This is a genomic window from Paracoccus litorisediminis, from assembly GCF_009711205.1.
Taxonomy (GTDB): Bacteria; Pseudomonadota; Alphaproteobacteria; order Rhodobacterales; family Rhodobacteraceae; genus Paracoccus; species Paracoccus litorisediminis.
In genome coordinates, this window is record NZ_WMIG01000004.1 from 137,557 (window position 1) to 162,950 (window position 25,394).

General features: G+C 64.1%; 25 protein-coding genes. 9 read left to right on the top strand and 16 right to left on the bottom strand.

Features of this window, described 5'->3' with window-relative positions; all coding sequences use genetic code 11:
- Positions 1-10: 10 nt before the first annotated feature.
- The gene (gene acnA, locus GL300_RS10705) at positions 11-2,782 is read left to right on the top strand and encodes an aconitate hydratase AcnA (RefSeq protein ID WP_155039619.1); all 2,772 of its coding nucleotides are present in this window, start codon (positions 11-13) and stop codon (positions 2,780-2,782) included.
- A gap of 65 nt (positions 2,783-2,847) precedes the next feature.
- Here acnA and GL300_RS10710 read toward each other — a convergent pair whose 3' ends face one another.
- From GL300_RS10710 to rpsD, 3 genes are all read right to left on the bottom strand, one after another.
- Positions 2,848-3,249 carry a hypothetical protein gene (locus tag GL300_RS10710; protein WP_155039620.1) on the bottom strand — a complete coding sequence of 134 codons (402 nt, stop codon included), beginning with the start codon at positions 3,247-3,249 and terminating at the stop codon, positions 2,848-2,850.
- Between the two features lie 227 nt (positions 3,250-3,476).
- Positions 3,477-4,115 carry a hypothetical protein gene (locus GL300_RS10715; protein WP_155039621.1) on the bottom strand — a complete coding sequence of 213 codons (639 nt, stop codon included), beginning with the start codon at positions 4,113-4,115 and terminating at the stop codon, positions 3,477-3,479.
- 204 nt (positions 4,116-4,319) lie between these two features.
- Positions 4,320-4,940, bottom strand: a complete 621-nt coding sequence (rpsD, locus tag GL300_RS10720) for a 30S ribosomal protein S4 (RefSeq protein ID WP_155039622.1) — start codon at positions 4,938-4,940, stop codon at positions 4,320-4,322.
- A gap of 205 nt (positions 4,941-5,145) precedes the next feature.
- On the opposite strand from rpsD, the gene GL300_RS10725 reads away from it, so the two are divergent.
- The 5 genes from GL300_RS10725 to GL300_RS10745 all read left to right on the top strand — a co-directional run bounded on the left by GL300_RS10725 (position 5,146) and on the right by GL300_RS10745 (position 9,030).
- A complete protein-coding gene (locus GL300_RS10725; protein WP_155039623.1) occupies positions 5,146-5,517 on the top strand; it encodes a HesB/IscA family protein in 372 nt (123 codons plus the stop codon).
- Between the two features lie 105 nt (positions 5,518-5,622).
- The gene (gene tpiA / locus GL300_RS10730; protein ID WP_155039624.1) at positions 5,623-6,366 is read left to right on the top strand and encodes a triose-phosphate isomerase; all 744 of its coding nucleotides are present in this window, start codon (positions 5,623-5,625) and stop codon (positions 6,364-6,366) included.
- 131 nt (positions 6,367-6,497) lie between these two features.
- On the top strand, positions 6,498-7,547 hold the full coding sequence (locus GL300_RS10735; protein WP_155039625.1) for a methionine ABC transporter ATP-binding protein: 1,050 nt from the start codon (positions 6,498-6,500) through the stop codon (positions 7,545-7,547).
- On the top strand, positions 7,537-8,211 hold the full coding sequence (locus tag GL300_RS10740) for a methionine ABC transporter permease (protein ID WP_155039626.1): 675 nt from the start codon (positions 7,537-7,539) through the stop codon (positions 8,209-8,211). Before GL300_RS10735 ends, GL300_RS10740 begins: the two co-directional genes overlap by 11 nt.
- Before the next feature lie 36 nt (positions 8,212-8,247).
- Positions 8,248-9,030 carry a MetQ/NlpA family ABC transporter substrate-binding protein gene (locus GL300_RS10745; protein ID WP_155039627.1) on the top strand — a complete coding sequence of 261 codons (783 nt, stop codon included), beginning with the start codon at positions 8,248-8,250 and terminating at the stop codon, positions 9,028-9,030.
- A 76-nt stretch (positions 9,031-9,106) separates the two neighbouring features.
- On the opposite strand, the gene scpC is transcribed toward GL300_RS10745, so the two are convergent.
- A complete protein-coding gene (scpC, locus tag GL300_RS10750; RefSeq protein WP_155039628.1) occupies positions 9,107-10,609 on the bottom strand; it encodes a succinyl-CoA:acetate CoA-transferase ScpC in 1,503 nt (500 codons plus the stop codon).
- A 123-nt stretch (positions 10,610-10,732) separates the two neighbouring features.
- On the bottom strand, positions 10,733-11,158 hold the full coding sequence (locus GL300_RS10755; protein ID WP_155039629.1) for a DoxX family protein: 426 nt from the start codon (positions 11,156-11,158) through the stop codon (positions 10,733-10,735).
- Positions 11,159-11,278: 120 nt separating this feature from the next.
- Between GL300_RS10755 and GL300_RS10760 the strand changes: the two genes are divergently transcribed.
- Positions 11,279-12,193 (top strand): LysR family transcriptional regulator, encoded by a 915-nt coding sequence (locus GL300_RS10760; RefSeq protein WP_155039630.1) that lies wholly within the window; start codon positions 11,279-11,281, stop codon positions 12,191-12,193.
- Here the strand turns inward: GL300_RS10760 and GL300_RS10765 are convergent.
- The 10 genes from GL300_RS10765 to coxB form a co-directional block, all read right to left on the bottom strand.
- Positions 12,153-13,559 (bottom strand): FAD-binding oxidoreductase, encoded by a 1,407-nt coding sequence (locus tag GL300_RS10765; protein ID WP_155039631.1) that lies wholly within the window; start codon positions 13,557-13,559, stop codon positions 12,153-12,155. The two genes, GL300_RS10760 and GL300_RS10765, sit on opposite strands and share 41 nt — an antisense overlap.
- Complete coding sequence (locus tag GL300_RS10770) at positions 13,559-14,140, bottom strand: GNAT family N-acetyltransferase (RefSeq protein ID WP_155039632.1); 582 nt, start codon at positions 14,138-14,140, stop codon at positions 13,559-13,561. The genes GL300_RS10765 and GL300_RS10770 overlap by 1 nt, the downstream gene beginning before the upstream one ends.
- On the bottom strand, positions 14,140-15,405 hold the full coding sequence (locus GL300_RS10775) for an insulinase family protein (protein ID WP_192336342.1): 1,266 nt from the start codon (positions 15,403-15,405) through the stop codon (positions 14,140-14,142). The genes GL300_RS10770 and GL300_RS10775 overlap by 1 nt, the downstream gene beginning before the upstream one ends.
- The gene (gene thrC, locus GL300_RS10780) at positions 15,402-16,790 is read right to left on the bottom strand and encodes a threonine synthase (RefSeq protein ID WP_155039633.1); all 1,389 of its coding nucleotides are present in this window, start codon (positions 16,788-16,790) and stop codon (positions 15,402-15,404) included. Before thrC ends, GL300_RS10775 begins: the two co-directional genes overlap by 4 nt.
- A gap of 9 nt (positions 16,791-16,799) precedes the next feature.
- Entirely contained in the window at positions 16,800-17,471 is a 672-nt protein-coding gene (locus GL300_RS10785) for an SURF1 family protein (RefSeq protein ID WP_155039634.1), read from the bottom strand.
- A gap of 62 nt (positions 17,472-17,533) precedes the next feature.
- Positions 17,534-18,358: a cytochrome c oxidase subunit 3 gene (locus GL300_RS10790; protein ID WP_155039635.1), complete on the bottom strand. Its 825-nt coding sequence runs from the start codon at positions 18,356-18,358 to the stop codon at positions 17,534-17,536.
- A gap of 33 nt (positions 18,359-18,391) precedes the next feature.
- On the bottom strand, positions 18,392-18,973 hold the full coding sequence (locus tag GL300_RS10795; protein ID WP_155039636.1) for a cytochrome c oxidase assembly protein: 582 nt from the start codon (positions 18,971-18,973) through the stop codon (positions 18,392-18,394).
- Entirely contained in the window at positions 18,970-19,242 is a 273-nt protein-coding gene (locus GL300_RS10800) for a hypothetical protein (RefSeq protein WP_225612114.1), read from the bottom strand. The genes GL300_RS10795 and GL300_RS10800 overlap by 4 nt, the downstream gene beginning before the upstream one ends.
- Positions 19,236-20,153, bottom strand: coding sequence for a heme o synthase (cyoE, locus tag GL300_RS10805; RefSeq protein ID WP_343042989.1), 918 nt, complete (start codon positions 20,151-20,153; stop codon positions 19,236-19,238). Before cyoE ends, GL300_RS10800 begins: the two co-directional genes overlap by 7 nt.
- A gap of 9 nt (positions 20,154-20,162) precedes the next feature.
- Positions 20,163-21,056 carry a cytochrome c oxidase subunit II gene (coxB, locus tag GL300_RS10810; protein ID WP_370576852.1) on the bottom strand — a complete coding sequence of 298 codons (894 nt, stop codon included), beginning with the start codon at positions 21,054-21,056 and terminating at the stop codon, positions 20,163-20,165.
- 163 nt (positions 21,057-21,219) lie between these two features.
- Here coxB and tldD point away from each other — a divergent pair, with 163 nt between their 5' ends.
- Together tldD and dprA are read left to right on the top strand one after the other, a co-directional pair.
- Entirely contained in the window at positions 21,220-22,641 is a 1,422-nt protein-coding gene (gene tldD / locus GL300_RS10815) for a metalloprotease TldD (protein WP_155039637.1), read from the top strand.
- A 77-nt stretch (positions 22,642-22,718) separates the two neighbouring features.
- The gene (gene dprA / locus GL300_RS10820; protein ID WP_246195146.1) at positions 22,719-23,903 is read left to right on the top strand and encodes a DNA-processing protein DprA; all 1,185 of its coding nucleotides are present in this window, start codon (positions 22,719-22,721) and stop codon (positions 23,901-23,903) included.
- Between the two features lie 255 nt (positions 23,904-24,158).
- Here dprA and GL300_RS10825 read toward each other — a convergent pair whose 3' ends face one another.
- The gene (locus GL300_RS10825) at positions 24,159-25,367 is read right to left on the bottom strand and encodes an acyl-CoA dehydrogenase (RefSeq protein ID WP_155039638.1); all 1,209 of its coding nucleotides are present in this window, start codon (positions 25,365-25,367) and stop codon (positions 24,159-24,161) included.
- Positions 25,368-25,394: the final 27 nt, after the last annotated feature.

Below are 25,394 nucleotides of genomic sequence, written 5' to 3' on the forward strand. Positions count from 1 at the left end.
GAGCCGAGTCATGACCATCGAAATCGGAACCGATACCGCGAAAACGCGCCGCCAGCTTGAGTTCGGCGGACAAAGCGTCGCCTATTATTCGATCGACGCCGCAACCGAGGCCGGACTGGGCGATTTCTCGAAACTGCCCGCCTCGCTGAAAGTCGTGCTGGAAAACCTGCTGCGCTTTGAGGACGCTGGCCGCACCGTCAGCGTCGATGACATCAAGGCCTTCGCCGAATGGGCAAAACTCGGCGGCAAGAACCCGCGCGAGATCGCCTATCGCCCGGCCCGCGTCTTGATGCAGGACTTCACCGGCGTTCCGGCGGTGGTCGACCTTGCAGCCATGCGCGACGGCATCAAAGCCCTTGGCGGCGACGCGCAAAAGATCAACCCGTTGAACCCTGTCGATCTGGTCATCGACCACTCGGTGATGATCGACGAATTCGGCACCCCCCGCGCCTTCCAGAAGAACGTCGAACTGGAATATGAGCGCAACATGGAGCGTTACACCTTCCTCAAATGGGGCCAGAACGCGTTCAACAACTTCCGCGTGGTTCCGCCGGGCACCGGCATCTGCCATCAGGTGAACCTTGAATATCTGGCCCAGACCGTCTGGACCGACACGGATCAGAACGGCGTCGAAGTGGCTTATCCCGACACGCTGGTCGGCACCGACAGCCACACGACCATGGTCAACGGCCTTGCCGTTCTGGGCTGGGGCGTGGGCGGGATCGAGGCCGAGGCCGCGATGCTGGGCCAGCCAATCTCGATGTTGATCCCCGAAGTCGTCGGCTTCAAGATCACCGGCGCGCTGACCGAAGGCGTCACCGCCACCGATCTGGTGCTGAAGGTCGTCCAGATGCTGCGCAAGCACGGTGTGGTCGGTAAATTCGTCGAATTCTACGGCGAGGGTCTGGACCATATGCCGCTGGCGGACCGCGCCACCATCGCCAATATGGCCCCGGAATATGGCGCGACCTGCGGCTTCTTCCCGATCGACGACGAGACCCTGCGCTACCTGCGCCAGACCGGCCGCGAGGAATCGCGCATCGCTTTGGTCGAGGCCTATGCCAAGTCGAACGGCTTCTGGCGCACCAAGGACTACGCCCCGGTCTACTCCTCGACGCTGGAACTGGATCAGGGATCGGTCGTCCCGGCCATCTCGGGTCCGAAACGTCCGCAGGATCACGTCGCGCTGACCGACTCGGCCTTCGAGTTCCGCAAATATATCTACGGCACCCGCAAGCTGCCCGAGCCCACCGCGAATGGCGAAAAGCGCTGGAATTCGGAAGGCGGCGCCCCTGCCCCGTCCGATCTGGCGGGCCATCACGAGGGCTATAACGAAGGCACCGTCGACGGTCAGGATTACAAGCTGCATGACGGCTCGGTCGTGATTGCCTCGATCACCTCCTGCACCAATACCTCGAACCCCTATGTGCTGATGGCTGCGGGTCTGGTCGCCCGCAAGGCGCGCGCCCTTGGCCTGACCCGCAAGCCTTGGGTGAAAACCTCGCTGGCCCCCGGCTCGCAGGTGGTCGAGGAATACCTGAAGGCTGCGAACCTGCAGGAAGATCTGGACGCGCTTGGCTTCAACCTTGTCGGTTTCGGTTGCACCACCTGCATCGGCAACTCGGGTCCGCTACAACCCGAAATCTCGAAATCGATCAACGAGAATGATCTGGTCGCGGTCTCGGTCCTGTCGGGCAACCGCAACTTCGAGGGCCGCATTTCGCCCGACGTGCGCGCGAACTATCTGGCCTCGCCGCCGCTGGTCGTGGCCTATGCCATCGCGGGCGACATGAATATCGACCTGACGACCGAGCCGCTGGCCCATACCGCCGATGGCAAGCCGGTCTTCCTGAAAGACATCTGGCCGACCTCGAAGGAAGTCGCCGAACTGGTCGACACCATCGTCACGCGTGAGATGTTCCAGTCGAAATATGCCGATGTCTTCAAGGGCGACGCGCGCTGGCAGGCCGTGAAGGTCACCGACAGCGAGACCTATGACTGGCCCGCGACCTCGACCTATATCCAGAACCCGCCCTATTTTCAGGGCATGGGCAAGGAAAAGGGCACGATCCACAATATCACCGGCGCGCGCGTTCTGGCGCTGCTGGGCGACATGATCACGACCGACCACATCTCGCCCGCCGGTTCGTTCAAGCCGACGACGCCCGCAGGTGTCTACCTGACCGAGCGGCAGGTCGCGCCGAAGGACTTCAACAGCTACGGCTCGCGCCGCGGCAACCATGAAGTCATGATGCGCGGCACCTTCGCCAATATCCGCATCAAGAATGAGATGCTGGACGGCGTCGAGGGCGGCTATACCACCGGCCCCGATGGCGCGCAGACCTCGATCTATGACGCGGCGATGGCCTACAAGGATGCGGGCATTCCGCTGGTGATCTTTGGCGGCATCGAATACGGCGCCGGCTCGTCACGCGACTGGGCGGCCAAGGGCACGAACCTGCTGGGCGTGAAAGCCGTGATCGCGGAATCGTTCGAGCGTATCCACCGCTCGAACCTCGTCGGCATGGGCGTCATTCCCTTCGAGTTCACCGGCGGCGACAATCGCAAGACGCTGGGCCTGAAGGGCACCGAAACGGTATCGATCGACGGCCTCGAGGGCGACTTCAAGCCGCTCTCTCTGGTCCCCGCGACGATCAAATACGCCGACGGCACCGAAAAGGTGATCCAGCTGAAGGCCCGCGTCGATACCGAGGTCGAGATCGAATATCTCGAAAACGGCGGCGTGCTGCATTACGTGCTGCGCAACCTGGCGAAAGCCTGATCTGCTTCACATGACAAAGGCCCCGGAGAAATCCGGGGCCTTTTGCATTGGGCGAACGGGCACGCTCAGGACATTTCAACGCAAGCCAGCACGGCCGCCATCGCCCAAGCGACCGCGAAAAGCAGACACACATAGCGCAGATGCGCGACGCCCGCGGGACCGAAGATGTCCGGGTCACGCTCGAGTTCTTGGGCATAGCCCCGCATTTTCATCCCGAAGGCCAGAATATCCTGATACATCAGCCCTGTATAAATAATCATGGCGATCGGGATCAGGACAAAGGCCCAGACCGTCAAGGGCGACCAGGTCAAGGCGTCCAGCCGCGCATCCTTCCCGATGAGCAGCCCGACCAGCGCATAGGCACCACCATTGACCCCAAAGAGAAGCCCGTAGCGGCGGCCTTTTCCATTCTCATACAGATCGTAGATCGCCTTCGCGTTCGGATCCAAGACCGTGACCTTGCCCAATCGCCAGAAACATCCGGCGCGAAATTATCGCATGGCAACCCGAGTCGAACAATCGCCACCCCCACACCGGACAGGCCTCAACGACAGCGGCTTGGCACGCGCTTGCAAGACCACGCGTTCCCGTCGCCACCGCGCCATAGCCCGCACCGCCCGCATCAAATCAATCAGACGCGAAAATGCCGCCGCAGTCCCCCGCGACGGCACATCCCGGCAAAAGGCCGGTCACGTCATTCGTCGGCGCAATACCACATGGTCCCGCCCGCAGCCGCCGTGCCGACCATCAGCGATCCCACTGCCACCGGCGAGGCTGCGACCCCGGCCGCCGCCGTGGCCGCCGCTGTTCCCGCCGCTTGCGCCATCCCGACAACCCCGCCCGAGGTCGCCGCCAGAATCGTCGCCCCCGGCCTTTGGGTCACGGCATCGAAACCGGCCACCGCCAGATCGTTGGCGCTGCGCATGGTCGCGGCTTTGGCTCCGTTCACCTTCTCGCAGAAGGTTTTGCGGCAAACGGCATTGCCTTTGCGTTCGCCGACCTGCGCGCCGACATAGGTATCGCTCGCCTTGTCCCATAGCAGGCAGTAGCTGCCATCATCGGTCATCTGGTTGCGGCGCAGGATCTCGCGCAGCGAGACATAGCCCGGACAGGTGATCCGCCCCCAACCCGACAGGTTCTTTTCCAGCTTGCCGACATTCTCGCGGAATTCGGCATCGCGGACATAGTTGATCTCGGTCTTTTCACCGGCGATCGAAGTCTCGCAGGTCCACAGCCGTTCATCCGAGGCGGGCGCTTCGGCCTCCTGCGCCGTTGCGGGCAACCCCGTGCCCAAAACCGCTCCGATCAACATCAGTGCGAAAGCCTGCCGCATCGCATCCCCCAAGTTCAGAATTGCGCCCATCCATCCGAAATCATGCCGCAAGCTGCAATCCACAGCTGCATGACTTCCGCCGATTGTGATCTGCCAGGCACGACCCTTGGGCTTCACCGTTTTTCAAATACCCATGGGACCGCGCCGCAAACGAAAAGGCCGCCCCCGAAGGGACGGCCTTGAAACCTTGCGAACTGAAAAGGATCAGTTCTTCGCGTAGAATTCGACGACCAGGTTCGGTTCCATCACGACCGGGTAGGGCACGTCACCCAGAGCCGGGGTGCGGACGAAGTTCGCGACCATTTTGTTGTGGTCGACTTCCAGGTAGTCCGGAACGTCACGCTCGGTCAGAGCAACGGCTTCCAGCACGATGGCCAGCTGACGCGAACGCTCACGGATCGAGACGACGTCGCCTTCCTTGACGCGGTAGGAGGCGATGTTGACTTTCTTGCCGTTCACTTCCACGTGGCCGTGGTTCACGAACTGGCGGGCGGCAAAGATCGTCGGAACGAACTTGGCGCGGTAGATGATGGCGTCCAGGCGGCGCTCGAGCAGGCCAACCAGGTTCTCACCGGTGTCGCCCTTGACGCGCTCGGCTTCCGCATAGATGCGGCGGAATTGCTTCTCGGTCAGGTCGCCGTAGTAGCCTTTGAGCTTTTGCTTGGCGCGCAGCTGGGTACCGAAGTCCGACAGCTTGCCCTTGCGGCGCTGACCGTGCTGGCCCGGGCCGTATTCGCGCTTGTTCAGCGGCGACTTGGCGCGGCCCCAGATGTTTTCGCCCATGCGGCGGTCAATTTTGTACTTGGCAGCGGTGCGTTTGGTCATCGCTGATCTCCTTCTTGTGTTATCTTCTCGAAGGGCGTTGTCCTTTGGCCTCGACCCGTAAGGATCGGCCCGACAGGGTTCCCCTTGCGGGGTCCACCAACACCAATGAAGCGGCGCTTATAGCCGCGACCGGGGTAAAGTCAAGCACCCCTTGAGACGGGACCCGCATGCCCTTATGTGAAAGGCAGCGAACAAGGAAGACGCAATGTTCTCGATCCCCGGCAAGACCCCCGTCACTATCACCGCCGCAGCCGAGCGCCAGATCGCCCGGCTGATGGAGGCGAAATCCGCCAGCGGTCTGCGCATCGGCCTGAAGAAGGGCGGCTGCGCGGGCATGGAATACACGATGGAACTGGCCGACACCCCCGCCCCCGGCGATGAGGTCGTCGAACAGGGTGCCGCCCGTGTGCTGATCGCGCCCACCGCGCAGATGTTCCTGTTCGGGACCGAGATCGACTACGAATCCGGCCTGTTGGAATCCGGCTTCAAGTTCCGCAACCCGAATGTCACCGACAGCTGCGGCTGCGGTGAATCGATCAGCTTCGGCCCGATCGAAGGCACCCGCGCGCAGGTCTGACACTTTCTTCACCTCCGTTAGCGCACACATCCTTTCCGCTGACTTGATCGCGCGGAAGGCCCGGCCTAATCCCCTGTCCGAACAGATGAAAAAAGGGAGAGGCTGATGGCCCCGCGCAAACTCGCTGCCGGCAATTGGAAGATGAACGGAACTCTGGCCGCACTGGACCAGATCGACCAGCTTCTGGCCGACCTGCCCGCCGCGGGTTGCGATGTGCTGATCTGCTCCCCCGCCACGTTGGTCCACCCGATGGTCGTCCGCGCTGCAGGCAAGCTGGCCGTTGGCGGTCAGGACTGCCACGCCAAGGCCTCGGGCGCGCATACCGGCGACATCGCCGCGGCCCAGCTGGCCGATGCGGGTGCCAGCCACGTCATCCTTGGCCATTCCGAGCGTCGCACCGATCATGCCGAAACCGATGCGCAGGTCGCCGCGAAATCGCTGGCCGCGCATGATGCCGGCCTGATCGCCGTGATCTGCGTTGGCGAGACCGAGGCTCAGCGCGACGCTGGCGAGACGCTGGACGTGATCGCGGCGCAACTGGCGGGCTCGATCCCGGATGGCGCCACCGCCACCAATACCGTGATCGCCTACGAGCCGGTCTGGGCCATTGGCACCGGCCGCACCCCCACCAACGACCAGATCGCCGAGGTCCATGCCCTGATGCGTGACCGTCTGTCGGCCCGCTTTGCCGATGGCGCGGACATGGCGCTGCTTTACGGCGGCTCGGTCAAGCCCGGCAATGCCGCCGAAATCTTTGCCATCCCGCATGTCAACGGCGCGCTGGTCGGAGGTGCCAGCCTGAAAGCCGCCGATTTCGGACCGATCATTTCGGCCCTTTCCGCCGCGTAAAACGCACAAAAGGAAAGAAGTTCCATCCGGGACCCCTCGGATGGAACGCCATGTGCGTTTTGCGGGCCAAGTGCCTCTTGCAAAGACGACCGTCCCGCGCATAGGTCACGCCTGACATTCAGGACGGACCCATGGCAGAGCCAGCAATCTCATTTCAGGGCGTGACGCGCCGCTACCCGCAGAAAGGCGGGGCGGGCGACGTGGTGGCCCTGCAGGACATCGCGCTCGACGTGCCGCAAGGCGCGATCACCGGCATCATCGGGCGTTCGGGTGCGGGGAAATCCACGCTCCTGCGCATGGTAAACGGGCTTGAGCGCCCTTCCTCGGGCCAGGTCATCGTCAACGGCCATGACGTCGGCGCGGCATCTGACAGCGCCCTGCGCGGCATCCGCCGCGAAGTCGGGATGATCTTCCAGCACTTCAACCTGCTGGCCTCGCGCACGGTGGCGCAAAACATCGCCCTGCCGCTGGAAATCGCGGGCGTCGATCCCCTGAACATCTCGCGCCGCGTCGAGGAACTGATCGCGCGCGTCGGCCTGACCGCGCAAACCTCGCGCTACCCGGCGGAACTGTCCGGCGGCCAGAAGCAGCGCGTCGGCATTGCCCGCGCCCTTGCGACCGGCCCACGCGTGCTGCTGTCGGATGAGGCGACCTCGGCGCTTGACCCCGACACCACGCGGCAAGTGCTGGACCTGCTCAAGGACATCAACCGCGACCTTGGCCTGACCATCCTGCTCATCACCCATGAAATGGCCGTGGTGCGCGACATCTGTTCCCATGTCGCCGTGATCGAGGCCGGCAAGATCGTCGAAGCCGGCGAAACCTATGCCGTCTTCTCGCGCCCGACCCATCCGACGACGCGCTCGTTCCTGCAGGGCGTCACCGGCGTCGCCGTCCCGCAATTCGTCGCGGGCCAGCTGCGCCCCGAACCCGACAGCCCGCAGGCCGAGGCGGTCGTCCAGATCACCTTTACCGGCCGCCATGCCACCGACCCGATGCTGGCGCGCCTGACCTCCGAGCGCGGGGTCAGCGTCAACATCCTTGCCGGCGCCATCGAGGAAATCGGTGACAAGCCCTTCGGCAGCCTGATCGTCGGCCTGCCGCTGGCCCGGCTCGACGAATCCCGCCGCTTCCTCGAGGAACACGGCCTTCTGACCGAGGTGCTTGGCTATGTCGGCTAACCTGATCCCGATCCTGTGGGAATCGCTGCTGCAAACCCTGTACATGGTCGCCATGTCGACGGCTCTGGGCACGCTGATCGGCGCGCCGCTGGGGATCTTCCTTGCGACCTCGCGGCGCGGCGAATTGCTGTCCGCCCCGGTGCTGAACAGCGTGCTGGGCCTGATCGTGAACGCGGCGCGCTCGACCCCCTTCATCATCCTTGTCGTGGCGATCATCCCGCTGACGCGGCTGATTGCTGGCACCTCGATCGGCACCACGGCAGCCATCGTGCCTTTGACCATCGCCGCCGCCCCCTTCATCGCCCGCCTGATCGAAACCGCCATCCGTGAAGTCGATGCCGGCCTGATCGAGGCCGCCCGCGCCATGGGGGCGACCCCCGGCCAGATCGTGCGCAAGGTGCTGATCCCCGAAGCCATGCCCGGCATCATCCTTGGCCTCACGCTCGCCGTGGTCAGCCTGATCGGCTATTCGGCCATGGTCGGCGCGGTCGGCGGCGAGGGTCTGGGCGATCTGGGCATCCGCTACGGCTACCAGCGCTTCATGCCTGAAGTCATGCTGGCCGTCGTCATCATCCTGATCGTTCTGGTCCAACTGGTCCAAAGCCTCGGCGAATGGATCGCCGCCCGCTTCGACAAACGCGCCCCCCGCAACCGGGGCCGGTAACTGAACTCGGTAATTTCCAACCCGAAAGGACTAACCATGCGTAAACTTCGCATTGCCGCCCTGACCTCCGCCTTCGCGCTGATCGCGGGCATGGCCTCGGCCGAGGACATCAAGGTCGGCGTCTCGGTCGGCGAGCATGCCGAGATCATGGAACAGGTCGCGGCCGTCGCCAAGGAAAAGGGCCTGAACATCGACATCGTCGAGTTCACCGATTACGTCGTGCCGAACCAGGCGCTGAACGACGGCGACCTGCAGGCGAACAGCTTCCAGCACCAGCCCTATCTGGACAACCAGATCAAGGATCGCGGCTTTGATCTGGTCGCCATCGGCAAGACCATCACCACCCCGATGGGCGTCTATTCGGAAAAACTGAAATCGCTCGACGAACTGCCCGAGGGCGGCAAGGTCGCGCTGCCGAACGACCCGACCAATGGCGGTCGCGCCCTGCTGCTGCTGCAGGACAAGGGCCTGATCAAGCTGGCCGAAGGTACCGGTCTGGTCCCCACCCCGCTTGACGTGACCGAGAACGCCAAGAACCTGAAGTTCCTGGAACTCGACGCCGCCCAGCTGCCGCGCGCGCTGGCCGATGCCGATATCGCGATCATCAACACCAACTACGCGCTGGAAGCCGGCCTGAACCCGGAAAAAGACGCGATCGCCATCGAAGCAGCCGAAAGCCCCTATGCCAACGTCATCGTCGTCCGCACGGTCGACAAGGATGCCGCATGGGCGAAAACGCTGGTCGAATCCTACAACTCGGACGCGGTCAAGAAATACATCACCGAGAAATACTCGGGCGCCGTCATCCCGGCCTGGTGATCTTCTTCGTTTTCCAAATACCCATTTGGAACCGCGCAGAAAAAGAAACGCCCCGCAAAACTCGCGGGGCGTTTTTTCATTCCGGCTTCATCGTCCCGGTACGGCGCAGCCGGTCATGCCAGCTCAATGCCTCTTCCAGCAGATGCGGCGTATGCCCGCCGCGCGCCACGGCCCTGTCGAAATAATCCTGCAACCCGTCGCGCCATTCCGGGGCCACGCAATTGCGGATGATCAATTGCGCCCGCTCGCGCGGGGCCAGCCCGCGCAGATCCGCCAGCCCCTGCTCGGTCACAAGGATGTCCACGTCATGCTCGGTGTGATCGACATGGCTGACCATCGGCACAACCGATGAAATCCGCCCGTCCTTGGCGATGGACTTGGTGACAAACACCGACAGATAAGCGTTCCTCGCAAAATCGCCCGAGCCGCCGATCCCGTTCATCATGTTCGTGCCCATCACATGGGTCGAGTTCACATTGCCATAGATGTCGAATTCCAGCGCCGTATTGATCGCGATGATGCCCAGACGGCGCACGACTTCGGGGTGGTTCGATATCTCTTGCGGGCGCAGGACCAGCTTGCGCTTGTAGTCCTGAAAACGCCCCATGACCTCGGCATATTTCGGTTCCGACAAGGTGATCGACGACCCCGAGGCAAAGACCATCTTGCCCGCATCCATCAGGTCGAAGGTCGAATCCTGCAAGACCTCGCTATACATGGTCAGGTCGTGGAAGGGGCTGTCGATAAAGCCGTGCATCACGGCATTGGCGATGCTGCCGATCCCGGCCTGCAACGGGTGCAGGGATGCAGGCATCCGCCCCCGCGCGACTTCATTCTTCAGGAACTCGGTCAGGTTCCCGGCAATCGCGCGCGTGCCGTCATCGGGTTCGGTCACCGTGGATGAGCTGTCCAGCTTGTTCGACAGCACGATCGCCGCGATTTTTTCCGGCGGGATCGGGATATAGGGAAAACCCGCGCGGCTTTCGGGCGTCACGACCGGGATCGGCGTGCGCACCGGCCAATAGGTCGGGATATAGATGTCATGCAGCCCTTCCAGTTGCTCGGACTGGTTCAGGTTGATCTCGACAATGACCTTATCGGCCAGAATGGCGAAGCTGGCCGAGTTCCCGACCGAGGTGGTCGGTACGATGCCACCGGTTTCGGTGATGGCAGCGGCCTCGACTATGGCGATATCGACGCCGGGCAACTGGCCGGTGCGCAACTGCTCGACCGTTTCGGACAGGTGCTGGTCGATATACATGACCTCACCCGCATTGATCGAGCGGCGCAGCGACGGGTCCGACATGAAGGGCATGCGCCGCGACGTCACATGCGCGTCGTTCAGGATCTTGTCCAGATCGTTGCCCAAGGATGCGCCGGTCATTAGCGTGACCTTCAGCGGCTCACGACGGGCGCGCTCGGCCAGTGCCAGCGGAACGGCCTTGGCCTCGCCCGAGCGGGTAAAGCCGCTCATCCCCAGGACCATGCCGTCCTTGATCAGGCTGGCGGCCTGATCGGCGCTCACCACGCGGTCGCGCAACCCCTTGTGACGGATGCGGTGCAGATATTCTTCGACCATGATGTCCTCAGTCTCCTCGATCCGACCGCAATAGGCTCTGGCCAGATGAACGACAAATCAAGGCTGCCATGCGCATAGCGAAAAGCCGGCCCAAAGGCCGGCTTTCGGGGATTTCCTGCAAGGTCACTTGCGACGCGATACCGACCAGGCACCGTCGCCCAGCAGCGACAGGGCGAACATCACCACCGCCCAAAGCACGGGGTATTCCCAGCCGCCGCCTTGGTTCGAGAAGGTGAAGCCATTGCCGCCATGGCCAAAGACTGCGGCACCCAGCAGCACCGGAACCATGACCAGCGACACCCAGCGGGTCTGGTAGCCGACGATCAGCGCGATACCGCCCAGCACCTCGATCAGGATGGTCAGGTAGCCAAGCGCACCGGGCAGACCGATGGATTCGAAGTAACCGGCGGTCCCGGCAGGGGTGAACACAAAGACCTTGATCAGGCCATGGATCAGGAAGAACAGGCCGGTCGAGGCGCGCAGGACGAAGGCCGCAAGATCGGCCCGATTTTCAGCGGTGGTAGCACCGGTAAGAGACAGATCAGACATGTCGAGGTTCCTTTGAGGGGTGAAGGAAGTTCGTTGTTTCGATGCGGTGAATTTAGCGCATGGACACTGTCGCAAAAATGGACATGATCGGCGAAACATTACCGCCAATTTGAGGATAGAATGGATCGTCTGGACGGAATCCGCTCTTTCGTGGCCGTGGTGGATTCAGGGTCGTTCACCCGCGCGGGCAAGCGGCTGGGGATCTCGAACAAGCTGGTCAGCAAGTATGTCGCGGCGCTGGAGGCTCAGCAGGGCATTACGCTGCTGAACCGCACGACGCGTTCGCTGTCGCTGACCCCCGCAGGCGACCGCTTCCTGCTGGCCGCACGTCGCGTGCTGGCCGCGGTCGAGGAACTGGATGCCCAGACCCGCGCCGACGAGGGCACCCTGACCGGCCGGTTGCTGGTCACCGCCCCTGTCAGTTTCGGGGAAATGTTCGTCCATGTCCTGACCCGCGACTTCATCGAGACCAATCCCGGCATCAGCATCGACCTGCGTCTGACCGACCGCTACGTGGACCTTGCCGCCGAGGGTTTCGATCTGGCGCTGCGCATTGGGGTGCTGGCCGATTCCAGCCTGATCGGCCGGCGGATCGGGCGCACGGAGTCGCTGGTCGTGGCCAGCCCCGCCTATCTGGCCGCCAAGGGCCGCCCGCGCCATCCCGACGACCTGCGCGAGCACGTGAACATCCGCGACAGTAACGCCGCCTCAGCCCATCGCGCGACCTTCGTGATAGAGGGCAAGGCGGTCAGCGTGCCCCTGCCCGGCCGCATCACCGTGAACAGCCCGCAGGCCGTGCGCAGGCTGGCGATGGACGGCAATGGCATCGCCATCATCCCACGCTTCGTCGTGGATCGCGATCTGGCCGAGGGACGACTGGAGCGGCTGCTGGAGGGTTTTCCCGGCCCGCAGCTGGACATTCAGGCGCTATACCTGCCGCAGCCCTTCATCCCGGCCCGGCTGACAGCCTATCTGGAGCATCTGCGCAAGAATCTCAGCCCCGCGCTGGGGAAAGCACCGCCCCCGGATTCATGATCCCAAAGGGGTCCAGCGCTGATTTGATCGCCCGCATCGCGGCCAGCCGTGCCGGATCGCCCCAGCGCTCCAGCTCGGCTACCTTCAGCCGCCCGACGCCATGCTCGGCAGAAAACGACCCGCCGCGCGCCACGACCATCTCATGCACCATCAGCGACAGATCCTTGCGCTGATCGTCATATTCGGCGCGGTTCCGGCCCGCTGCGGGGAACAGGTTGAAATGCAGGTTGCCGTCGCCCAGATGGCCAAAGCAGTTGATCCGCACATCCGAGCGCGCCGCTAGCGCCGCGCCCGCATCGCGGATGAACCCGGCGATTTCCGACAAGGGCAGGCTGATATCGTGGCTGGCAACCGCGCCGATGCGGCGATTGGCCTCGGGGATGTGCTCGCGCAGATGCCAGAAGCCTGCCGCCTGCTGGCCTGATTGCGCGATGACGCCATCGGTAACCAGTCCGCGCTCCATCGCCTCGGTCAGCAGCCCTTCAAGCGCCGTGTCCGAGGACATGCCCTCGGGCAGGCCGACCTCGATCAGCACCGACCATTGCGCATTCGGCAAGGGCTGGCGGATCTCGGGCAGGGTTTCGGCCAGAAACGCCAGCCCCTGCCCGCCGATCAGTTCGAATGCGGTGACGCCCCCGGCCATATGCCCCTCGGCCAAGGCCAGCAGGCTAAGCGCGGCGTCCGGCCCCGGCACTTCCAGCATGGCGGTGCCGACATTCGGCGGCGGCACGACCAGCTTCAGGCTGGCGGCGGTGATGATGCCCAAGGTTCCCTCGGCCCCGATCAGCAGGTCGCGGATGTCATAGCCGGTATTGTCCTTGCGCAGGCGCTTGAGGTCATGAACGACGCTGCCATCAGGCAGCACCGCCTCGATCCCCAGACACAGCGCGCGCGCCGTGCCATAACGCAGCGCAGTGACGCCGCCCGCATTGGTCGCAAGGCAGCCGCCAATCGCCGCCGTGCCCTGACTGGCCAGCGACAGGGGGAACAGCCGCCCCGCCCCGTTTGCCGCATCGCGCACCGCTTGCAGGGTCATGCCCGCTTCGGCGACCAGCACGTTTTCCTCGGGCCAGATGCCGCGCAGCGCGGTCATGCGTTCCAGCGACAGGACCAGCGGCGCGGGACCGTCGGACATGACCTGCCCGCCAACCAGACCGGTGCCGCCGCCGCGCGTGACGATACCCACCCGGGCATCCGCACAGGCGCGGACGATCGCCGCGACCTCATCCGTGGAACGCGGCGCTGCGACCAAACCGGCCTGACCGCGATAGCGGCCGCGCGGCTCATCCAGATAGGCGGGGGTGACGGGGCGCAGCACGCCTTCGGGCAGCGATGCGGCCAACTGGTCATCGGCGGGGTTCAGCATCAACGGACCTCGGTCTTGCCGCGACGATCATGGCGCAGGTTGGCGTAAAGCACGTGGTTCCTCCAACGGCCATTGATCTGCAGATAGCTTTGGGCCACGCCTTCATATTTGAAGCCAGCCCGCTCCAGCGCCCCGCGCGAAGCGACGTTTTCGGGCAGGCAGGCGGCCTCGATTCGACTTAAATCCATCGCACCAAAGGCATGGGCGACCAGCGCGCCAATCGCCTCGCGCATGAAGCCCTGCCGCGCATGGGGCTGCCCGATCCAATAGCCGATGGTCGCCGATTGCGCCGGGCCGCGCCGGATATTGTCCAGCGTGATCGCCCCCAGCAGCGTGCCGTCATGGCGCACCAGAAACAGCGGCAGCGCGTTGCCATTGCGGTTCGCGCGCTGTGCCCAGTAGACGCGGTTGGTGAAGCTTTTCTTGGACAGATGGTCGGCGGCCCAGACCGGCTCCCACGGGGACAGGAAAGCGCGGCTTTCGGCGCGCAATCCCGACCATGCATCGTAATCGCCATGCGCTGGCAAACGCAGCACCATCCGCTCGGTTTCAAGTCGAGGCGGACGGCGGCGGTTGAACATCAGGCGGCGAGCCTTTCGGCCAGTTTCTCTCGGGACGGAGCAGAGCGCACCGGGCCGTAAAGTGCAAGAGCCGGTCGCGCATTCTGGATCAGCTTCTCGGCATGGGCGCGAACATCGGCAACAGTCACCGCGTCGATCCGCTCGGCCACCTCGGCGGGTTCCGAGACCCGGCCCCAGATCGCCAGCGACCGGGCCATGCGTTCGGCCTGACCGGTCGGGCTTTCCAGCCCCATCAGCAGCCCCGCCTTAAGCTGGGCACGGGCGCGGGCGACTTCGGCCTCGGTCATGTCATCGGCGGAACGCTTCATCTCGTCCACGGTGACATTGGCCAGATCCGCGATCTGATCGCCCGAGGTCCCGGCATAGATCGTGACCATGCCGGTATCGTCGTGGAAACCGGACTGGGCAAAGATCGAATAGCACAGGCCCTTTTCCTCGCGCAGCTTCTGGAACAGCCGCGAGGACATGCCGCCGCCCAAGGCAGAGGTCCAGATCTGCGCCGCGTAGAAATCGGGGTCCTGATAACCCGGACCTTCGAAGGCCAGCGCGAAATGGGCCTGTTCCAGCTTCTTGACGCGGCGCGCCTCCGAGCCCTGCCAGCGCGCGGGCTCGCGCGAGGTGACGGGGCGTGCGGGCAGATGCGAAAAGATCGCCTCGGCCTGACGCAGGATGCGGTCGTGGTCGACGGCTCCTGCGGCAGCCAGGATCATCCGCTCGGGGCCGTAATGTTCGGTGATGAAACCCGACAGGTCATCGCGGCCAAAATGGCTGACCCGCTCGGCCGGACCAAGGATGGTGCGACCCATCGGCTGGTTCGGATAGGCGGCCTCTTGCAGCCAGTCAAAGATCACGTCGTCGGGCGTGTCCAGCGACTGCCCAATTTCCTGCAGAATCACGCCGCGCTCGACCTCGATCTCGCGCTGGTCGAAGACCGGGTTCAGCACGATGTCGGAAATCACGTCCAGCGCCAGCCCGACATCGCCGGCCAGAACGCGGGCGTAATAGCTGGTCACGTCGCGCGAGGTATAGGCGTTGATATAGCCGCCGACATTCTCGATGGCCTCGGCGATCTGCAGCGCGCTGCGGGTCGGCGTGCCCTTGAATGCCATATGCTCAAGAAAATGGGCGATACCGTTCTGTTCTGCACGCTCATCGCGGCAGCCGGCATTGACCCAGATCCCGATGGCGGCCGAATGCAGGCCGGGCATGTCGCGCGTGACGACGCGCAGACCGTTGGGCAGGGTGCTGATGCGGGTTTGACTCACACTGTTCTCCGTTCAAGGATCAGCGATTTAATCTTTTCCGGGTTGTTTTCAACTCGGGTGATACGCTCGTCGCGGTCGAACAGGTCGGCCATATGCTTGGGCAGGTCGGGGCGGATGCCGATGGCGGCTTCGACCGCATCGGGGAATTTCGCCGGATGCGCCGTGGACAGGCTGATCATCGGCACGCCCGGACGCAGGTTTTCACGCGCCACCTTCACCGCCACGGCGGTATGGGGGCAGATCACCTCGGCCGTCTCATCGCGGATGGTGGCGATCATCGCGGTGGTTTCAGCCTCGGAGGCGCGGCCCGAGACATAGATCTCGCGCAGATGTTCCAGCGCACCTTGGCTGATCGCGAATCCGCCGGATTTCAGCTCATCCATGAGCTGGCTGACGGCAGCGCCGTCCTGCCCGTAGGCCAGCCACAAGGCGCGCTCGAAATTCGAGCTGACCTGAATATCCATCGACGGGCTGATCGAGGGCTCGACCGTACCAGTGCGGTATTCGCCGGTCGAAAGCGCCCGGTGCAGGATGTCGTTCTGGTTGGTCGCGACCACCAGACGGCCAATCGGCAGGCCCATGGCGCGGGCAATCGAGCCTGCAAAGACATCACCGAAATTGCCGGTGGGCACGGTGAAGTCCACCTCGCGCAGGGGCGCACCAAGGCTGGCGGCGGCGGTGAAGTAATAGACGATCTGCGCCAGAACCCGCGCCCAGTTAATCGAGTTCACGCCCGCAAGGCCCACGCCATCGCGGAACTCATGGTCGTTGAACAGGTCCTTCAACCGCGCTTGGCAGTCATCGAAAGTCCCATCGACGGCCAGCGCATGGACGTTGGCATCGGCGGGCGTCGACATCTGGCGACGCTGCACTTCGCTGACGCGGCCATGCGGATACATGATGAACACGTCCACATTGGAAAGGCCGCGGAACGCCTCGATCGCGGCGGAACCGGTATCGCCCGAGGTCGCGCCAAGGATGGTGACGCGATTGCCGGATTTCGCCAGCGCCAGCTGGAACAGCTGACCGATCAGCTGCATCGCGAAGTCCTTGAAGGCCAGCGTCGGGCCGTGGAACAGTTCCAGCAGGAAATGCCCCGGTGCCAACTGCACCATCGGCGCGCGGGCGATGTGATCGAAACCCGCATAGGCACGGGCGATGGCGCCTTTCAGCTCGTCCTGCGTAAAGCTGTCGCCGACAAATGGCGTGACGACGCGCAGCGCGACCTCCTCATAAGACAGCCCCTCCAGCGCCGCGATTTCGGCTGCCGAGAAGGTCGGAATCGTTTCGGGCAGGTAAAGTCCGCCGTCACGGGCAAGGCCCGTCATCATGGCCTGCGCGAAATCCAGAACCTCTGCCCGGCCGCGAGTGGAAACGTAGCGCATCGTGATCCTCTAGAATTGTCGCTGCCTGATACGCCAGATCAGCGCCAGTGTCATCCCTGCCCAGACCGCAGCGATCATGAACCATTGGACGGCATAACTCAGGTGGTTGTTGGGAATTCCCTGCACGGCGACCGGCATCGGCTGGACGCCCTGAGCGTCGCCCCGGATCTCGGCCGCGACGACCAGAACGGGCTCGGTCCCCAGCTTCGCCGCCATGGCGGGCACGTCGCGGGCGAACCAGATGTTCTGGTCAAGGTTCGGCGCGGGCGTGGCACTGCCCTTTTCCTCGGGCCAGTGCAGGTTGCCCGCGACCTCAAGCCGGGTCGCCGGGCGCGGGTCATGGCGATGGTCCTGATCGACGAAACCGCGATCCAGCAGGATCTTGCGCCCGTCATCGGTGACAAAGCTTGAGATCACCTGATAGCCGCCGCCGCTGTCCTTGGTGCCCGACAGCACGTCGATTTCCTGCCCCGTGGTCGTGCCGGAAACCAGCACCGGCATGTATTTCATGCCGGGATCGACCGCGGCGGGCAGCGGGACGGGCGCGCTGGCAATGCGGCTCTCGATCTGGTCCAGCATCGCCTGTTTCCATTTCAGCCGGTCAAGCTGCCACAGCCCCAGCGAAATCAGGATAGCGCAACCAAGGATGCCGACAATCAAAGGAAACAGGTAACGGCGCATAAGCAATTCCAATGAAAAACGGCGCGAGAATAGCCCCGCGCCGTCGGAAAATCAGCTTGGGATCAACGACCCCAGATATAGACCACGACGAACAGGAACAGCCAGACCACGTCGACGAAGTGCCAGTACCAAGCGGCGGCCTCGAAGCCGATATGCTGCTTCTGCGTCATCTGGCCCTTCGAGAAGCGGATCAGACAGACGAACAGGAAGATCGTGCCGATGATGACGTGCAGCCCGTGGAAGCCGGTCGCCATGTAGAAGGTGCCCGCATAGACGGTGTCGGCCAGACCAAAGGCAGCGTGGCTGTATTCATAAGCCTGCAGCGCGGTGAAGCACAGGCCCAGGATCACCGCGACGATCAGCCCGTTGATGGTGGTCTTGCGGTCGCCCTCATGGACAAAGGCATGGTGCGCCCAGGTCACGGCAACGCCCGACAGCAGCAGGATCAGCGTGTTGATCAGCGGCAGGTGCCAAGGGTCAAAGGTGGTGATGCCTTCCGGCGGCCACACGCCGTCCTTCATCGGGCTGTCCGGCCCCATCGGATACATGGCGTTCTTGATGAAAGCCCAGAACCAGGCGACGAAGAACATCACCTCGGACATGATGAACAGGATGAAGCCATATTGCAGGCCCAGCCGGACGACCGGGGTATGCTCGCCGGTCTCGCCTTCCTGGATCACGTCCGACCACCAGCCGAACATCACGTAAAGCACCGCGACAAAGCCGATCAGGAACATCCAAGGCCCCTCGATCGGGGCACCGAAGACGGTGATGCCCTTCATCCAGGCGACGGCGCCGGTCAGCATCACAAAGGCGCTGATCGCTCCGAGGAACGGCCAAATCGACGGCGGAAGGATCTGGTAGTCGTGGTTCTTTACATGGGCCATGGCTGCGTTCCGCTGTTGATGCGTCTTGTTGCTCTAGTTGATTGGTGTGTCGGTCTTGACCTGCAGGGCCGCCTGTTTCGGGGCTGCGGGTTCGCTCCGGTGGAAAGTGTAAGACAAGGTGATGTCGCGGACGCGGCCTGCGTCGCGGTCATCGACCAGACCCGCATCGACAAAGAAGCTGACCGGCATCTCGATCCGCTCGCCCGGTTGCAGGGTCTGCTCGGTGAAGCAGAAACATTCGATCTTGTTGAAATAGTAGCCCGCGATCTCCGGGGCGACATTGTAGCTGGCGGTGCCGGTGATCGGCTGATCGGTGGTGTTGATCGCCTCATAGAAGGCGATGGCGTTTTCACCGATGCGCAGCTCCATTTCCCGCTGTAGCGGGCGGAAGGTCCAGCCCATGTCCGGATCGACATTGGAATCGAAGCGGACGCGGACCTTTTCGTCCAGCACCACGTCCGAGGCCGCTGCGGCGACATTGGTCGTGCCGCCATAGCCGGTCACGCGGCAGAACCAGTCGTAGAACGGCACGGCGGCCCAGGACAGCGCGCCCATGACGACCACGACGCCGACAAGCATGCCAACAATGCGGGCGTTTGAGCGCGGCTGCGTCATGGCTTGGCCACCGTTCCCGCAGCCTCGGCCCCCGGTGTTCCGGGGACGGCGACCGGGGCTGCGTTCGGCGCCGGAGGATTGGGGTCCGCAGGCAGCATCGTGGCGCGGGGCTGGTGGTCATAGCCCTCCATCATGTCGCCGCTGGTGATCTTGGCGATGGACAGGCCAAAGACCAGCGCGACAAAGGCCAGAAGCACGACCAGCAGACCCAGATTGCGGCTGCGGCGGCGCTTGTGAAGCTCGTGCTCGACCCGCGGCAACATCACCATGCCCCCACCCAATGCTGGATCAGAAGGGCGGTGAAATGCAGGAACAGGTAGTAAAGCGACAGGCGGAAATACCGCTTCTCGATCCGGTAATTGTCGGCCTGTGCCTGATCATCGGTGCGGCGCAGGAGCTGCCAGCCGCCCGCAATGAACAGTAGGTTCAGCACGGCGGAAACCGACAGGTAGATCCAACCCCCGACCGAGGTGAAGCCCAGCCAGATCGCGAACGGCGCCAGCACCAGCGCATAGCCAAAGATGTGGCGGCGCGTGACCTTGCGGCCATGGGTCACCGTCAGCATCGGCACACCCGCCTTGGTGTAGTCATTGTTCATGAACAGCGCGAGCGCCCAGAAATGCGGCGGCGTCCAGAAGAAGATCAGCGCGAACATCAGCAGCGATTCAATGCCGATGCCGCCAGTGGCACAGGCCCAGCCGATCATGGGCGGGAAGGCCCCAGCCGCACCGCCGATGACGATGTTCTGCGGCGTCGAGCGTTTCAGCCAGATCGTGTAGACCACGGCATAGAAGAAGATGGTGAAGGCGAGGAAGGCGGCCGCGAACCAGTTCGCAGCCAGCCCCAGCATCATCACCGACAGGCCCGACAGCGCCAGACCAAGCGCCAGCGCGTCGCCCTTGGGCACCAGCCCCGCAGGAACGGGACGGTTGGCGGTGCGTTTCATCACCGCGTCGATATCGGCGTCATACCACATGTTCAGCGCGCCCGATGCGCCACCGCCAAGGGCGATGAACAGCACGGCGCAGAAGGCCACGAAGGGATTCATCGGCACCGGTGCGATCCACAGCCCGACGAAGGCCGTGAACACGACCAGCGACATGACCCGCGGTTTCAGCAGGGCGACGTAGTCCCCGAATCCGGCCTCGGCCGGACCGTGATATGCGTTGATATCGGCCACTTTCGGTCCTTATTCCGCCGAGGCCAGCTTCACGGGCTGGGTCGGCAGGTAATCGGATGCGTCGGCGGCGAACTCCTCTTTGGCGCCCGCCAGCCAGGCATCATATTTCTCCTGGGTAACCGCCTTGACGACGATCGGCATATAGGCGTGGTTGATACCGCACAGTTCCGAGCACTGGCCGAAATAGACGCCTTCCTGATCCGCCTCGAACCAGAGCTGCGCGATACGGCCCGGCACGGCGTCCTGCTTCACGGCAAAGGCGGGGACGGTCCAGCTGTGGATCACGTCGGTCGCGGTCACCTGGACCAGAACCTTCTTGCCGATCGGAACAACCACGGGGTTGTCGGCCGCCAGCAGATATTCGTCCTCGGAATATCCCGCCTCGGCCAGCGCGTCCTTTTCCAGCATCAGCGCATCAAATGCAATGCCGTCGTTGGGGTATTCATAGGACCAGTACCACTGGTGGCCGATGGCCTTGATGACCAGATCCGGGTTGTTGGGCATTTCCTGGCTGCGGAACAGCGCCGGCAGCGAGAAGGCCCCGATGCCCACAAGGATCAGCACCGGAACCAGCGTCCACGCGATCTCGATGGGGGTGTTGTGGGTAAAGCGCGCCGGGACCGGGTTCGCGCGGCTATTGTAGCGCAGGATGCAGATCAGCAGCAGCAGGCAGACAAAGATCGTGACGGCCGTGATGATGTACAGCACGAAATGGTCCAGCCATTGCTGGTCATGGGCCAGCGGGCTGGATGCGGGCTGAAAACCCATGCCACCATTCACCGGCTTGCCGATCACGGGCAGATCGCCCAGCACTTCCTGCGCGGCGGCCGGAAGGCCCGCCAGTGCCGCAAGTCCAAGCCCGGTTCCCGCCGCAATCGCCCGGCGCATCGTCGCAAATGCCATTATCCCATCCCGTTGCCTATGTCCCGCCGGCGGGCCCAGTCCTCCAGCCCGGCCGACATCGGTATAGTTTGACAAGCATATCTTCCCCTGCCGGGCAAGCCATACCTATCGACTTACAGCCAAAAAACCCATAGTCGATGCCTTCTGGCATAAGGACTTTCGCATGACCGACTCGCCGTTCTCGCCCTTTGAAACCCATCTTGACCGCAACCGGGCGTTGCAGATCCTGAAGGATGCGCTGGCCGGGGCCGATGACGGAGAGCTGTTCCTTGAGCGTTCGCGCGCGGAAACGCTGGTCTTTGACGATGGTCGCCTGCGCACCGCCAGCTACGACGCCGAGCAGGGATTCGGCCTGCGCGCCGTCGGCGGCGAGGTCACCGGCTACGCCCATTCCACCGAGATCGACGAAACAGCCTTGCGCAAGGCCGCGGAAACGGTGCGGCTGGCCGTCGGCGATGGCGGTGGCACGCTGGCGCTGCCGCCTTCGGGCCGGATCACGCCGCTTTACGCCGCGATCGACCCGGCCGAGGGCATCAGCTTTGCTGCCCGCGTCGCGCTTTTGCGGGAAATCGACGCATTCGCCCGCGATCTGGACCCGCGCGTGGTGCAGGTCTCGGCCAGCATCTCGACCTCGGTGCAAGAGGTCGCAATCCTGCGCCCCGAGGGCGGGCTGGCCACCGACATCCGGCCGATGGCGCGGATCAACGTCTCGGTCATCGTGGAATCGAACAGCCGCCGCGAATCAGGCAATGCCGGTGGCGGCGGGCGCATCCCGCTGGACGGGCTGATCGCGCCCGAGAATTGGCAGGCGCAAGTGCGCGAAGCGTTGCGGATCGCGCTGGTGAACCTGCGCTCGGTTCCCGCGCCTGCGGGGGTGTTCGATGTGGTCCTTGGCCCCGGCTGGCCCGGCATCCTGCTGCATGAGGCCGTGGGCCACGGGCTGGAGGGCGACTTCAACCGCAAGGGCCATTCAGCCTTCGCGGGGCTGCTGGGCAGCCGCGTCGCCTCGCCCGGCGTGACGGTGATCGATGACGGCACGATCCCGGATCGCCGCGGCTCGATCTCGGTCGACGATGAGGGCAATGCCCCGGCCCGCAACGTGCTGATCGAGGACGGCATTCTGGTCGGCTATATGCAGGACCGCCAGAACGCCCGCCTGATGGGCGTCGAGCCCACCGGCAACGGGCGTCGCCAAAGCTATGCACATGCACCCATGCCGCGCATGACCAACACCTTCATGCTGGCCGGGCAGGATGATCCCTCGGCCATTCTCGCCGATCTGAAGGACGGGATCTATGCCGTCGGCTTCGGCGGCGGGCAGGTCGACATCACCAATGGCAAGTTCGTGTTTTCCTGCACCGAGGCTTACCGGGTCAAGAACGGTGTCGTCGGCGATCCGATCCGCGGCGCGACCCTGATCGGCGACGGTGCCACCGCGCTGCAACATATCCGCGCCATCGGCAACGATCTGGCGCTGGACCCCGGCATCGGCAATTGCGGCAAGCAGGGGCAATGGGTTCCGGTCGGCGTCGGCCTGCCCAGCCTGATGATCGGCGGGCTGACCATCGGCGGCTCGGCCGCCTGAGGGCCTTCGACCCGCTAACCGATTATTAACCAAATTCATGCCATCACCCCATGACGGATGGGGCGAGGGCATGGATCATGCGACCACTCAGGGACCACCACAGTCACTTTGACGCCGCGCGTTGCATGGCCACGCTGCGCCTCATCCGTTCGCGCCGCGTGGGTCCGGCGACGTTTCATCGCCTGCTGGCCGAACATGGCAGTGTTGAATCGGCGCTTGAGGTCCTGCCGGAACTGGCCCGCGCCGCAGGGATCGGGGATTACACCCCCTGCCCGCCCAGCGTGGCCCTGTCCGAAATCGAGGCGGGCCGCCGCGCAGGGGCAAGGCTGCTGTGCTGGGACGACCCCGACTATCCGCCCCACCTGCGCGACATCCCCGACGCTCCCCCTGCCCTTTGGGTTCGCGGTGATATGGCGATCTTTGACCGCCTGCCAGTGGCGGTGATCGGCTCAAGGAATGCGTCGTCGCTGGGGCTGCGCATGGCACGCGGTCTGGCAACTGGTCTGGCCGAAGCCGGGGCCGCGGTCATTGCCGGGCTGGCCCGCGGCATCGACACCGTCGCCCATGAGGCCGCGTTGCGGTCCGGCACCATCGCGGTCATGGCCGGGGGAATCGACCAGATCTATCCGGCCGAGAATACCGCCTTGGCCGAAGCAATCTGCGAAACCGGGCTTCTGGTCACCGAACAACCGCCGGGGACCGAGCCGGTCGCGCGGCATTTCCCCGCGCGCAATCGCATCATCTCGGGCCTGTCGCGCGCGGTCGTGGTGATCGAGGCCGCGCATCGTTCGGGCAGCCTGATCACCGCCAAGGCCGCGCTTGATCAGGGCCGCGAGGTGATGGCCGTTCCGGGCCACCCGATGGATGCCCGCGCCGCCGGCTGCAATGCGTTGATCCGTGACGGCGCGCTGTTGGTACGCAATGCACAGGACGTGTTCGACGCGCTTGCCGCTGAACCCCGCCCCATCCCGGCTATGGTGCTGGAACCAACGGCGCTCGCCCCGCCCTCGCGGCCCTCGCCGCGACAGATCACGGCTGCGGCAATTGCCGATCCACCACCGACGCCGCAAGCAGACAAGGGCGGCCCCGTCAGTCTTGAGGCCCGCATCCTCGCCCTGCTCGGCCCCTCCCCGACCGAGGAAAACCTGCTGATCCGCGATCTTGGCATGCCTGCCGCCAGCTTCGCTCCGGCAATTCTGTCGCTGGAGTTGGCTGGTCAGGTGCAGCGGCTGGCCGGAGGACGAATCGTCCGCGCCGTCTAGTTTCGTTCGGAATGGTCCATGGGCCCTACGCAGGCTCTTTGACCAAAGGGGCCGCGGACAAACGCGATCAAGCCACCCTGACCTGAACATGCACCCGCCGCCAGCCCTGCAAAAATGCACGGGGGCTTCCTGTTCGTCAGGCCTGTCGACACCCAACCCACTATCCGGTCAGGTCGTTAGCCCTTCGCCGAAACCGGGAAGGCTACAACGGCTGTCCGGGCACAAATCACCCGGACAGCCGGACTGGTCTCTGGATCAGAAGAACGCCTGCAGCCCGGTGATTGCGCGGCCAAGGATCAGCGCATGGACGTCATGCGTGCCCTCATAGGTGTTCACGGTCTCCAGGTTCGCGGCATGCCGCATGACCTGGTAATCCTCCTGGATGCCATTGCCGCCATGCATGTCGCGGGCGATGCGGGCGATTTCCAGCGCCTTGCCGCAATTGTTGCGCTTGACGATCGAGATCATCTCCGGCGCGGCCTGCGCCTCGTCCAGTAGGCGACCGACGCGCAGACTGGCCTGAAGCCCCAGCGAGATCTCGGTCATCATATTGGCCAGCTTCAGCTGGAACAGCTGGGTATTGGCCAACGGCCGCCCGAACTGCTTGCGATCCAGACCGTATTGGCGCGCGGCATGCATGCAGAACTCGGCGGCACCAAGCGCCCCCCAACTGATGCCGTAGCGCGCCCGGTTGAGGCAGCCAAACGGCCCCTTCAGCCCTTCGACACCGGGCAGCAGCGCATCCTCGCCGACTTCGACCGAATCCATCACGATCTCGCCGGTGATCGAGGCGCGCAGGGACAGCTTGCCGCCGATCTTGGGCGCGGACAGGCCCTTCATGCCCTTTTCCAGCACGAAGCCGCGGATCTTGCCGCCATGCGCTTCGGACTTGGCCCAGACCACGAAGACATCCGCGATCGGCGCGTTCGATATCCACATCTTGGAACCCGACAGCACATAGCCACCATCGGTCTTTTTCGCGACGGTCTTCATCCCGGCGGGGTCGGAACCGGCATCGGGCTCGGTCAGGCCGAAGCAGCCGATCCATTCGCCCGTGGCAAGCTTGGGCAGATATTTCCGGCGCTGCTCGTCCGAGCCATAGGCATGGATCGGATACATCACCAGCGAGGATTGCACCGACATCATGCTGCGATAGCCGCTATCGACGCGCTCAACCTCGCGCGAGACAAGGCCGTAGGCGACATAGGACGCGCCCAGACCGCCGAACTCCTCGGGGACGGTGATGCCCAGCAGGCCCATCTCGCCCATCTCGCGGAAGATCTCGGGGTCGGTGACCTCATCGCGATAGGCGGCGATGACGCGGGGCTGCAACCGGTCTTGAGCATAGGCGTGGGCCGCGTCGCGCAACATCCGCTCTTCCTCGGACAGCTGCAGGTCCAGCCGGAAGGGGTCTTCCCAATCGAAGCTTCCCAGTTCCGGTGCATCCTTCGGTTTCAGCGCCATATCGTCCTCCTGCTCGGCGGGTCTTTG